At 44.5% G+C, this 12,713-nt stretch carries 8 protein-coding genes; 1 reads left to right on the forward strand and 7 read right to left on the reverse strand.

What is annotated here, in order from left to right:
- Positions 1-46 precede the first annotated feature (46 nt).
- Positions 47-5,710 carry a hypothetical protein gene (locus D0T51_RS12410; RefSeq protein WP_163727577.1) on the forward strand — a complete coding sequence of 1,888 codons (5,664 nt, stop codon included), beginning with the start codon at positions 47-49 and terminating at the stop codon, positions 5,708-5,710.
- Between the two features lie 604 nt (positions 5,711-6,314).
- Here the strand turns inward: D0T51_RS12410 and D0T51_RS07825 are convergent.
- The 7 genes from D0T51_RS07825 to D0T51_RS07855 form a co-directional block, all read right to left on the reverse strand.
- Positions 6,315-6,818, reverse strand: a complete 504-nt coding sequence (locus tag D0T51_RS07825) for a hypothetical protein (protein WP_163727579.1) — start codon at positions 6,816-6,818, stop codon at positions 6,315-6,317.
- Between the two features lie 48 nt (positions 6,819-6,866).
- A complete protein-coding gene (locus D0T51_RS07830; RefSeq protein WP_163727582.1) occupies positions 6,867-7,268 on the reverse strand; it encodes a hypothetical protein in 402 nt (133 codons plus the stop codon).
- 48 nt (positions 7,269-7,316) lie between these two features.
- Positions 7,317-7,868, reverse strand: coding sequence for an RNA polymerase sigma factor (locus D0T51_RS07835; protein ID WP_163727585.1), 552 nt, complete (start codon positions 7,866-7,868; stop codon positions 7,317-7,319).
- A gap of 86 nt (positions 7,869-7,954) precedes the next feature.
- Complete coding sequence (gene mazG / locus D0T51_RS07840; protein WP_203583349.1) at positions 7,955-8,743, reverse strand: nucleoside triphosphate pyrophosphohydrolase; 789 nt, start codon at positions 8,741-8,743, stop codon at positions 7,955-7,957.
- Positions 8,736-10,793: a cytochrome c biogenesis protein CcdA gene (locus tag D0T51_RS07845; protein WP_163727589.1), complete on the reverse strand. Its 2,058-nt coding sequence runs from the start codon at positions 10,791-10,793 to the stop codon at positions 8,736-8,738. The genes mazG and D0T51_RS07845 overlap by 8 nt, the downstream gene beginning before the upstream one ends.
- A gap of 11 nt (positions 10,794-10,804) precedes the next feature.
- The gene (locus D0T51_RS07850) at positions 10,805-11,716 is read right to left on the reverse strand and encodes an RluA family pseudouridine synthase (protein ID WP_163727591.1); all 912 of its coding nucleotides are present in this window, start codon (positions 11,714-11,716) and stop codon (positions 10,805-10,807) included.
- 123 nt (positions 11,717-11,839) lie between these two features.
- A complete protein-coding gene (locus D0T51_RS07855) occupies positions 11,840-12,709 on the reverse strand; it encodes a nucleoside phosphorylase (protein WP_163727594.1) in 870 nt (289 codons plus the stop codon).
- Between the last annotated feature and the right edge of the window lie 4 nt (positions 12,710-12,713).

The raw sequence follows: 12,713 nt of genomic DNA on the forward strand, positions 1-12,713 counted from the left end.
CCTAAGAGATAAAAAGAAATACAAATAAAAAAATGAATAGAAATTCATGAAACAAAAAAAACTACCAAGCTGTCTTATATACTGCTTGTTGTTGGTCAGCGCGTGGCTACTGCCCTCGATGGCTTCTGCCCAGAGTGGTACGACCCAGGTCGACCGGGGCGATGCCGTTACGGCGGGGCTGACGGTTGTCAACAGCATCGTATGGGACAATGTGTTCGAGAACGAGGAACTGTTCGCGAACAATTATAATTTAGTAAATGAAGATCCATTCTTTGTTTCGGAGACCAACTATTTCCCCGGCGCGGGTTCGCCTGCCCAAGGAAAGGGAAACCGCACAAAGAATACCTTGGAATATGACATTGCCGGTCTTAATTACGCGGCGATGGCAAAGATCAATATCGGTGCTTACCAAAGTGGGGCGTCTTATACGATCACTATCGTGACGCCCGCGGAAGGCGGCACGCTTACGGTCTATAACGGAGCGGAAGCGTTGATCAGCCCGACCGACCTGCCTGCCGGTACGGAACTGAAAGTAGTCGCTCTTATTGAGAGCGGTTATCGCCTGAAAACGCTTACGGCTAACGGTGTAGCGATTACTAACGGAGCTACTTTCTTTCTGACGGCAAATACTACTTTTGAAGCAGAGATTGAAAAAGGAAGTATCCGGGGAGAGAGGTACGCGACTTACGCGACCGGTTCGTTGCAATCGTTTAATAATATTATCTATGATAATCTCGATGAGTACGGAAACTATGCATTGAATAAAACCCTGGTTGTTAGTAAGCCTTTATTCAACGCGGATGCCGACTTTAAGTTGCAGACTACATCCCCTGCCTTAGATAAGGGTGATGTTCAGAAATTGATTGCTGCCGGGCTTACCGCTCCTATTCAGGATGTGGCAGGTGTAGAGATTGCCGCCAGTGGTGTGATTGCTTCCGGTGCCTATCAGCAACTAAATTATACGCTTACCTGGAACAGTCCGGCAGGCGGAACGCTTAAGGTGTATTACCTGGTTAAGAACGAAGCCGGCCAGATGGTGAAGACACCGGCTGAAAGCGGCAATTCTTATGCAGGTGGTGAGATACACTTTGAAGTAACGCCCGACGCGGGATATGTTTTGGATAAAGTATTGGTGGGTGAAACAGTTGCGACGATAGACGCGGAAGGTAAAGGCAAATTTACCCTGACAGGTAATACCGAAGTGACCGCCAGCTTCCGTTCTGTGACCGACGCCGGTGTGAAAGCCGCTGTATTGCAGACCGGAGAACTTAGTCTGTTAAATAATATCGTGTATCGCAACGCGGCGGATATAACAAAGAGTCAGCTCTTTGGTACGAACCTGCCGGTAGCGATAAATCAAGCCGATGCAGCGGAAAAGAACCTGGTGGATACGGATCCGAAGTTTATCACGGAAACTTATTTCGCATTAGCAAATAACTCTCCGGCAGTCAATGTGGGAGCAGAATATGCAGGGTTCGACACGGAGTCGAAAGACGTTGCCGGTGAGGCTCGCCTGACAGGTATTGTGGATATGGGTGCTTATGAAACTACGTCTACTACTGTGGGTTCGGCTGTTACCTTTAACTGGACTACGTTTAAAGACGCGAAAGGTAAAGAATATGCACGGGTGGTGGTTATGGCCAAAGTAGGTGATGCTGATCCTGTAGAAGTGGCTTCGGGGGATATTCTTCCGCTCGGAACGGTGATTACGATTACTCCCGAAGTGTTCGACACCCATACCGACCAATATATCAGCCTGGGTCAGATCAAGGTGAACGACGATTACCTGGCCGAAGGTGAGATGAGTTTTGTGCTTGCCAAAGACAGTAAGATCTCCCATAATATCCAGAAACGCAAATATGCGGTGCATTACAGTGCAACAGGAGGAACTGTTCGTTTGTATAACGGAAGTATCTTGGTAGCCGATGGTGAAGAGGTGACTTACGATACTCGCCTGTCGGTTCAGTTTGTGGCGGATGAAAATTATACCTTACGTTTTGTATCCGTAGACGGAACACAGATCCAAGGAGCTGAAGTAGCCGGTGGATATATGGTGACCGTGAAAGGGGAAACAACGATTGTGGCTTCGGGTATGGAGCAGGCAGCAGTTGTTACCCATGGCTTGATTGTATGGGATGATATCGTGAACGCTACGGTAACGGCTGTAACGGAAGCAGGTGATCCGGTCAATACCGGGGATGCCTTATTACCGGAAACAAAGGTGCATGTGACCATCACTCCGACCGATGCGGCTTACGGATATCTGTTCTTCCAGGTCAATGGCGTGGATCAGGATATTAATAAAACAAGCTTTACAGTAACGATTCCGCAGGTGGAAGGCGGCAAGGTAGCGACTACCTTTATCGCTGTACGTTGTGGTGCAGACGGTGAAATGCCGGATGAACCGAAAGATACGGAAACGAATCCGGACGATGTGGTATTTCCTGGCGATGTGGTGTTCCCGAACGATGAAGTGTTCGATGGAAATGCGGAATTCGGTGGTGATGCTACGTTTGAAGGCGATGCAGAATTCAATAAAGATGCAGACTTCACCAATCCGGATAGCGAGGTGAAATTTGAAGAAGACGCTACGTTCAACGGGGAAGATAATCACTTTGCCGGTGATACGGAATTTGATGGCGAAGCGAACTTTACGAACCCTGATGGCAAAACGGTCTTCGAAGAGGATGTGATTTTCCACGACGAAGTGACTTTCGAGGGGGATGTAACCTTCGAGGGGGATGTAACGTTCGAAGAGGGTGCTAACTTTGCAAAAGATCCGGAGTTTAACGGAGATGTAACCATTAACGGTGAAATCAACCTGCCCTCGCCGGATGGCCAATTGACGATCGGTGACGACCAGACGCTGACCGTAGGTGAAGGCGGTAGCCAGGTGAATGGCGATATCAGTATCAACGGCGGTATCCTTGAATTGGGTGAGCTTGTGGTAGATGGTACGCTGACATTGAACGATGCTACGATCAAGGCTTCGGAAGGTGCTTCATTGAAAGCCGACGCCATTGTCAAAGACGGTGAGAAGAGTACGATCGATATCGTTCAATCGTTGCAACAAGGATCAAACGCACCTGTCATTATGATTGAGTTCCCTGCGGGCGAAGCACCGTCGGAAGCTGAGATGAATGATCTGTTTGATATTACCGTGGCCGGTAGCGACAGAAGCGATGTGACATACGACTGGAATCAATATGGCGATACCTGGGTGTTGGAAGCAACAGCGACTGAACCTATCGAGATCATTAATGGGGATCCGGTGTACAACGAAGATGTCACGTTCGATGACGAAGTTATCTTTACAGGTAACCCGACATTCAACGAAGATGCAACGTTTAACGACGAAGTGGAAATCCAGGGGGATGTGATCTTTGGAGGTGATGAAACGACTTTTGCGGAAGATCCTAAGTTGGGTGGCGACGTAACGATCGGTGGTGAAATCAATCTGCCCTCGCCGGATGGTCAATTGACGATCGGTGACGACCAGACGTTGACTGTCGATGGCGATGCTACGCTGAATGGTGATCTGATAATCGACGGAGGTGTCCTTGAATTGGGCGAACTGACGGTGGATGGCGACCTGACATTGAACGATGCCACGATCAAAACTTCGGAAGATGCATCTTTAACAGTCGATCAAATTATCAATGGCGGTGAAAAGAGTACGGTCGATGTCAACAGCTCGTTGGATAAGGGGGAAAACTTCCCTGTCTTTACGATTGATTTTGGTCCGGGTAATGCCCCTGCAACAGCGGAAGATATGAATAATTTATTCGATCTTACCGTAGCCGGCAAACCCGCCGAAGAGAGAGGTACTGAACTGGAATGGGTGAAAGACGGAGACAGTTGGTCGTTGAAAGCCAAGAGCGAAAACGGTTTGTTGATTATCGATGGCAATCCGGTTTATGATGAAGATAAAGAATTCGACGAAGAGGTGATCTTTACAGGTGACCCGACATTCAACGGAGATGCCACATTCAACGAAGATGCTGAGTTCCGCGGTGATTCCGAATTCAATAAAGATACCGAATTTAATGGCGAAGCTAATTTCACGGATCCGGATGGAGAAACAGTCTTTAACGATGATGTGATCTTCCACGACGAAGTGACCTTCGAAGGTGATTCGGAATTCAACGGGGATGCTACCTTCGAAGAGGGTGCAAACTTCGGGAAAGATCCGGAATTCAACGGAGATGTGACTATCAATGGAGAGATCAATCTGCCCTCGCCGGATGGTCAATTGACGATCGGTGACGACCAGACACTGACCGTAGGTGAGAAAGGCAGCACGGTGATCGGTGATGTGATCATCGACGGTGGCAGACTGGTATTGGGTGACCTGAAAGTAGACGGTGACTTGACATTGAACGATGCTACAGTAGTGGTAAGTCCGGGTGCAACAATCGATGCGGACAATATTACCGGATCACCGAAGAGCGTAATCGACCTGAGTGAAATGCCGGTGGGGGATAATGATGGCCTGACGGTTGGTAAATTCCCGAACGGTAAGACTCCAGACGATGTCTTTACGGTATCTACCGGTGGTTCATCGTATATCGATTATGAATGGACGGATAATGGAGATGGTAGTTATACATTGACCGTAAGCCGTAAGGATGTGGAATATGTGACTTTGACGATCGTTAACAGCCTGCCGAAAGGCATCACGATCACTCCGGGAGTGGGCGACCACCAGGTTGAACTGGGCAAATCACAAGTATTGACCCTGTCGGTTGATAAGATGTATGACGAAGCTTATGTCTTCCTAAAAATCGATGAAAGCTATGTGATGGTAAAAGAGCCGGGTGACAACCTGAACTTCTCGTATCTGTTAGTGAATATGCGTGAGGATGTGACGCTCGAAGTCATTGTAAGCGAAGAGGCTAATCCGAATCCTGTACTTTGCCAGATCACGTATGCCGCCAGCGCGGAAGGTGAATTGGTACTTACAGACGCAGATGGCAAGGTGATTCCTTCCGGTACCTATGTTGTTTTAGGCACGAAAGTAACAGCTATGGCTACCACCCGCACGGCCGGTTATGACCTGTGGAAACTGACTGCCAACGGCACAACAATCGCGAACAACGGTGCAATCAGAATCGAAGGCCATACACACTTCTTCGCTCACTTCACCGAAGGTGGCAAGAACCCGAACCCAGGCGTAGGCAACGTTGAAGTAACCGACGGTTCACAGATCTGGACGAACAAAGGTTATGTACATATCCTGACCGAAAAACCATGTAAAGCCCGCATCATCACCTTCACCGGCCGTGTCCTTATCGACCGNTATGTTGTACCGGGTACGAAAGTAAAAGCAATGGCTACCGCCCGTACCGCCGGTTATGACCTTTGGCAGTTAGTTGCCAACGGCACCGTAATCGACAACAACAGCATGATCGAGATCGCCGGTCATACACACTTCTTCGCCCACTTCACTGAAGGAGGTAAGAATCCGAACCCGGATAAACCAGGCGTAGGCAACGTTGAAGTAACCGACGGTTCACAGATCTGGACGAACAAAGGGTATGTACATATCCTGACCGAAAAACCATGTAAAGCCCGCATCATCACCTTCACCGGCCGTGTCCTTATCGACCGTGCCATCCCGGAAGGCGAAACGCAGATTTACATGCCGGAAGGACTGTATATCGTGACACTGAGCGATGGAACGAGAGAGAAAGTTTCAGTAAAATACTGAAACTAACGATTAGTGATTAACGATTAACGATTAATGGTAGTGATTAGTGGTTAGTGGTTAGTGATGAGTGATGAGTGAAAGATTATAATTAACAATTTATAATTTACAATTAAAAATAGGTGTTGCCGTATGGGCAACACCTATTTTTTTTAGTGTTGATAGCTATCGTCAGTACTGTCCATAGCTATCAACAGTACTGTCGNCGGCAACACCTCTTTTTTTTAGTGTTGATAGCTATCGTTACTACTGACGATAGCTATCATCAGTAGTGACGATAGTTGTCGTCAGTAGTAACGATAGCTATCAACAGTAGAATTGTCCTGCATTTTAGTGTACATAGAACTGCGTTTTTTTCTTCCAATTGCTTGAGAATGGATTGGTGATAGGAAGGTGTTTGGGGTAACAGGAAGGTATCTCGGCTGGTGCTGACTCCAAAGTAATTCAATACGCAGATGAAAAAAAGAGGTGTCACGGACCCCGAATACGGAGTGGATAGGTAAGTGTCTTAAATAACAAAAGGGGAACCGACATCACGTCGCCACCCCTCCCTTAACTTAAACGCCAAAACTAAATCTAAACAAAAAACACAAATAATGATAATATCTTATTTTTTATTTTTTTCTTCTTTCTTGTTGTTAAGATCTTTTCTGCTTCCCGGATGATCTTTCATAAATTGGTGGATGAATTTAAATTCAGCTTCTCTGTATTTATATAACTTCTCGGGCGAAAGTATCTTTTTAAATTGTTCGTAATACTCTTTTTCCAACTGGGCTTCTTTGATACCTGCTTGTAAGCATTCATCGATTGCTTGTTGGTATTCTTCCTTCGTTGGCTCTTTTTGTTTTTGTATTTCTCTGGATAGTTTCCGGCAAACATGTCCTATTTCAAACTTCTTTCGCCGTAATTCGTCACACAGAGGAATAAATAGAGAGGCTTCTTCAGGTGTTAGTCCTACTTCTGCTGTAATAAAAGCATTTCTTTTTGCTTCGAAAGCTTCTCTGTCAAATTGCCTATTCTTTCTATTCTCCTGTTGACCTTGTTGTGCACTTGCTCCAGTGGAGAATAGTAATGAAATCGTCGCAAATGTAATAAAAAATATTTTATTCATATACTTATATTTACAAAAATATCTAAAATCAGTCAATTTGTTTTCATTTTATTCAGAAAAAGCCATTTCTTCTGCTAAAAGATAGTTAGCGTATTGGTTCTCGATATATTCGAGATACTCATCGTCTTCATAATACTCCTCCTCTGCATAGATGGCGTTTTTCGTCTCGGAAGGGATTTGTGTATGAACAAGCAGTGCCTCTTTTTTTCCTTCTTCCTCTCCGGGTATACCGATAAGGGTTTTGAAGAAAAATAAAAGACCAATAAATGCCGCAGCCATATATAACCACGGGCGTACTTTGTCCATCATAGTAACAGTTCTTTCTCTCTGATGGGGCTTTTCGGGAAGCTGACTCATTATTTGTGATGTGAGTTCTTCCAGATAGCCTTCAGGCACAGTGAAAGGGTTTTTTCCTTTCAATTGCTCCAGGTTATTTTCTTTCTTTTTCATATTGATACTCACTTTTGTGATGTTTTGACTACTGGCTTATGAAAAGGTTTAAATATCTTTTGTTAAAAATTCTTCGACTTTTTTAACAGCATGATGATAGGAAGCCTTTAAAGCTCCCACGGAAGTTCCCAGGATTTCTGACATATCATCGTATTTCATTTCTTCAAAGTATTTCATATTGAATACGATTCTTTGTTTTTCTGGCAATAGAAGAATTGCTTCTTGCAATTTGGTCTGTGCCAGATCTCCATCGAAATAGTCATCGCCTTTTAATTTTTCCAAAAGGTAAACGTCCGTATCATCAATAGAAATATTGTTTACGGTACGTTGCCGATTCAGAAAAGTGATACATTCATTGATAGCTATCCGGTATAACCAGGTTGATAATTTGGCTTCCCCGCGGAAATAATCAATGTTTGTCCAGGCTTTTATGAATGTGTTTTGAAGCAAGTCATTCGCATCTTCGTGGTTTAACACCATCTTCCGAATTTGCCAATATAACTTTTCCCCATACGCACCTACGATTTTGGCAAAGGCATTCCTTTGTTGATCGGGGTCACGCAATTGTATCACAATGTCATCCTCTGTATATGGCTGCATCTTCTCTAATTTGCTGTAAATATAAGAAAACTATTTGATTAGACTTTTATCGGTCTGATAGGTTTAATTATATAGGAAAAAGTGTGTCAGCCTTCCTGTCTTTTGGCTTCGTTCCAGATACGATCCATTTCTTCCAGGGGCATCTCCTTGAGGGAGAGTCCCGCCTGTGTAACATAAGCCTCCAGATAGTTAAAACGACGGATGAATTTTTGATTGGTACGTTCCAGGGCGTTGTCCGGATTGATTTTGTATAAACGGGCGGCATTGATGAGACTAAAGAAGAGATCCCCGAATTCATTTTCCATCTGGTTGGCATCCATCGCCTGGATTTCGGTTTTCAGTTCGTTAAACTCTTCCTCTACTTTATCCCATACCTGGTCACGTTCTTCCCAGTCGAAGCCGACATTACGTGCTTTGTCTTGGATACGGTGTGCTTTTACGATGGAAGGCAAGGAGGCCGGTACACCTTCTAAAACGGTTTTATTCCCCCCTTTTTCTTTCAACTTCAACTGCTCCCAACTTTGTTCTACTTTCTGAGCTGTATCGGCATTTTCTGTTCCAAAAACATGCGGATGGCGGTAGATTAGTTTCTGACATAAGGTGTCGCATACATCTTTTATATCGAAAGCCTCTTTCTCTTCTCCTATTTTTGCATAGAAGACTATGTGCAGTAGTAAATCTCCCAGTTCTTTTTTTATATTTTCATTATTCTTACGTATCAAGGCATCGCACAATTCGTATGTTTCTTCTATTGTGTTTGAGCGCAGGCTTTCGTTGGTTTGTTTCTTATCCCACGGGCATTTTTCCCGTAATTCATCCAGGATATCCAAGAGTTGGCCAAAGGCCTTCATTTTCTCTTCTTTATTACTACTCATCTTTGTTTTTATATTGTTGCAATCCTCCTTGCAGGAATTTGACATATTGGGAAACATCTTCATCGTAAGCATAGGAAGGAGCAAGCGGTTTGCCTTCGTTGTCCAGGAGGACATAGAAAGGTTGAGCGTTCGCGCCAAACTTACTGCGTTGCAGGTAACTCCATTTGTCTCCGATTGTTTTTAGTTTTCGTGTTTTCCCGTATTCCTCTATTTCGATTGTTTCCGGTAGTTTTGTCTTGTCGTCAACAAAAAGAGTGATTAAGACATAGTCGTTCTCTAAGAGTTGTTTTACTTTCGTATCTGTCCATACGGAGGTCTCCATCTTCCGGCAATTGACACATCCGTGACCGGAAAAGTCAATAATCACCGGTTTGTTCATCCGTTTGGCATAAGCCATACCCGATTCGTAATCGTCAAAAGGAGCATGTACTTCGTCATTGTACAGGTTGAAATCCTGCGTATTAAGTGGCGGTGCAAAGGCACTGATGGCTTTCAGGGGAGCTCCCCATAATCCGGGTATCATATAGATGGCAAAAGCAAAAGAGAGAATGGCCATAAAAAGACGGGATACAGAGACGTGTTTGAGGTCGCTGTCATGACTGAACTTTATTTTTCCCAACAGATAGAAACCCAATAGGGCGAAAATGACGATCCACAAAACGAGAAATACCTCCCGGTCAAGAATGCGCCAGCCATAAGCCAGATCTGCGACGGAAAGGAATTTCAGTGCTAATGCCAGTTCGAGGAATCCCAATACTACTTTTACAGCGTTTAACCAGCCGCCGGATTTAGGCATATTCTGTAGCATATTCGGGAAGATAGCAAAGACGCTGAAAGGAATGGCCAAAGCGAAGGCAAAACCAAACATACCAATAGCCGGTCCAAACAAAGAACCCATAGATGCGGCCTGTACCAATAAGGTACCGATGATAGGCCCTGTACAGGAGAAGGATACGAGCACCAGGGTAAAAGCCATAAAGAAAATACTGATTATACCACTTGTCGAATCCGCTTTATTGTCTAACTTATTCGTCCAGGACGCTGGCAGTACAATTTCGAATGCGCCAAAGAAGGAAATGGCAAAGACAACGAGCAATAGAAAGAAGATGATATTAAAGAGGGCATTTGTAGACAAATTATTTAAAGCACTGGCACCGAAAATGCCGGTAATCAACAAACCCATAATCAAGTAGATCCCGATGATGGAGAATCCATAGATTATAGCATCTTTTATCGCTTTCTTCCTTTCTTTCGTACGTTTTAAGAAAAAGCTGACCGTCATGGGGATCATAGGCCAGACACAAGGAGTTAACAGGGCAATAAATCCTCCTAGAAAACCGGAGAGGAAGATAATGATCCAGGAAGTGTCGGTTGAAGACACTACAGGATCACCGTATGTCTTTAATTCTTCAATGACCGGCGCCCATAAAGTTTGTTCGGATGCCCATTCCTCCGTTGCTACGTTTTTTACAGGAGTCGGCTGGATGGGGGCTGCTATAGGCGGGGTATTTGTCTCAGCTGTATCTTCCGACGTTATGATATCCGGCTCTTCAGTAACGGTAGTATCCGTATTTTCGGCAATCGCATCCATCCGTATATCTTTTTTATCAAAAGCAAATTCAATACGCTCAGGAGGTAAACATGTTTCGTCATTACATGCCATAAACTCTACCTCACCAGTAAGTTTGAATTTCTTTGGATCCGTTACTTTAAACTTTTGTTTGAAAGAGACATTGCCACCATACCAGCGTAGCTCCATGGCGAATAAGTCATCATAAACAGTCGTAGGTTGGGTGGATGAAACAGGTGTGCCAATAAGTTCTACCCCCTCTTTTCCTTCAAAGGTAAACGAAGTAGATACCGGTCCTCCCTCCGGCAGGTTCATATCATACAAATGCCATCCCTTTTCACAGACAGCTGTAAATGTAATTTCTTTTTCAGGACTGCCCGTATCATCCAGGTTTATTTGCCATTTGACGGGTGTTAGTATTTGTGCCTGTACAAAGAGGGTGATACATGCGAATAAAAACGTATGGAAAAACTTTTTCATCGACGAGAAATTTATTTAGTTAATGACGTAAAAGCGGCTGGTATTTGTGTGTCGAAGCACATTTCTACTTTTGTTTCCGGGTGAATGAAAGAAAACTTCTGAGCATGTAACATCAGTCGTCCGGCAGGATTGGATTCCGCTCCGTTTTTGCGGTCTCCGGCAACAGGGTGACCGATTCTTCCCAATTGCATACGTATATGATTCCTGCGTCCGCTTTCCAGGTGTACCTCCAATAAGGAATACTCTCCGTTGCTTCTTTTGAGTTTGTAGCGGGCGATAGCTTCGGCACCATCTCCTTCTGCGGCAATGATCACCCGGGTATCGGTTTCATTCGTCAGGGTACTTGTCAACAGATCGGTTTCTCTTTCCGGTCTGCCTTCGACTACGGTTATGTAACTTTGTTCGGTAACCAACCGGCCCCAGTCAGCTTGTAAGGTCTCTTGTATTCCCCTGTTTTTAGCGAACAACATCAAGCCGGATGTTTCTTTATCCAGTCTGTGAAGAATGAAGATTTTATTTCGGGGATCTGTTTTCTTTACATAGTTGATGAGCAGGTTATAGGCTGTCCGTTCTTTTTCTTTTTCGGTCCCAACAGAAAGCAATCCTTCTTTTTTATTTACCAGAACAAGGTAGTTATCTTCCCATACGATTTTCAGTAAAGGATGGTTAAAAGCCACTTTCCCTCGTTCATAACTGATACCGACAACATCGTTGGGTGTTAATGGGGTGTCGAACTGGGTGGTTACTTTTCCGTTGACCGATATTTGCCCGTGAGCCAATATGGCCTTTACCGAGCTTTTGCTTTGGTCATTAAGTGTCTGGAAAAGAAAAGGTAATAGGGTGTTACTCTCTTTTACGGTTACCTTACGTCCGCGCTGTGCGCGTTGCGGGTTGTATCTTCTTTTTGTGTTGTTTCTTTTCATATATTTCAAATAGAATACAAAGATACAGGCAATTAGCTAAACCCACAAATAGTCTATGTTATAATTGGTATTGAAGATAAAAGAAGAGGGTTTATATCCTACAGAATATAAACCCTCTTTATTTCAAATTCTATCTAATACGGTTTCTATTAACCCGGTTAGACTTCCTTTGTATTCGGTGTTCATGTTTTTATCCACGCGCCCGGCGATGATGCAGCAGACTGTCAGTGCCCGGTGTCCCATAAGGGCTGCTAAACCGGCAAGAGCGGAACTCTCCATTTCGAAGTTCGTTATTTTATGCCCTTCAAAGTCGAAAGCCTCAATTTTCCGGTTGAGATCCGGATCGTGTAGAGGCAAGCGTAACTCCCGTCCCTGTGCTCCGTAAAAACCATTCGTTGCGATTGTTATGCCACGGATAATATCCTTTTGGGTGATTTGCTCCACCAAAGAGGAAGGGGCGGAAACGACATAAGGAGATAGGCCTGTTACCTTCCATTTCAGTTGTTTAGCCAATTCCGATTCAAAATCAAGGTCGCGTACCTTATCATTCTGCGCATAGAAAAAGAGTACCCCGTCAAAGCCTATAGACTTTTCTGCTGCCACATAGGTACCGATAGGAACGAAGGGTTGTAATCCTCCGGATGTTCCGATCCGCACAAGGGTCAGTTGTTTAAATTCCGGCTTAACTGTGCGTGTCTTAAAATCTATATTTGCTAGGGCATCTAATTCATTTAATACGATGTCGATATTATCTCCTCCGATACCATGCGAGATCACCGTGAGCCTTTTCCCTTTATAACTTCCTGTGATGGAATGAAACTCCCGGCTGGATACTTCACACTCTTGGGTGTCGAAATAGTCTGCAACCGTATTTACCCGGGCCGGATCTCCTACAAGGATTATCCGGTCCGAAAGTTGCTCCGGTTTCAGATGCAGATGAAAAGCACTTCCATCTGCATGGATAGGCATCTCTGAAGCAGGAATAATACGCATCTAT

The sequence above is a fragment of the Parabacteroides sp. 52 genome (genome assembly GCF_010500925.1).
Lineage (GTDB): Bacteria > Bacteroidota > Bacteroidia > Bacteroidales > Tannerellaceae > QVMG01.

Coding starts and splice junctions, on each gene's coding strand:
- D0T51_RS07835 (WP_163727585.1), bottom strand. CDS start 7,868: ATGCAGCCATATACAGAGGATGACATTGTGATACAATTGCGTGACCCC.
- D0T51_RS07830 (WP_163727582.1), bottom strand. CDS start 7,268: ATGAAAAAGAAAGAAAATAACCTGGAGCAATTGAAAGGAAAAAACCCT.
- D0T51_RS07850 (WP_163727591.1), bottom strand. CDS start 11,716: ATGAAAAGAAACAACACAAAAAGAAGATACAACCCGCAACGCGCACAG.
- D0T51_RS07825 (WP_163727579.1), bottom strand. CDS start 6,818: ATGAATAAAATATTTTTTATTACATTTGCGACGATTTCATTACTATTC.
- D0T51_RS07855 (WP_163727594.1), bottom strand. CDS start 12,709: ATGCGTATTATTCCTGCTTCAGAGATGCCTATCCATGCAGATGGAAGT.
- mazG (WP_203583349.1), bottom strand. CDS start 8,743: ATGAGTAGTAATAAAGAAGAGAAAATGAAGGCCTTTGGCCAACTCTTG.
- D0T51_RS07845 (WP_163727589.1), bottom strand. CDS start 10,793: ATGAAAAAGTTTTTCCATACGTTTTTATTCGCATGTATCACCCTCTTT.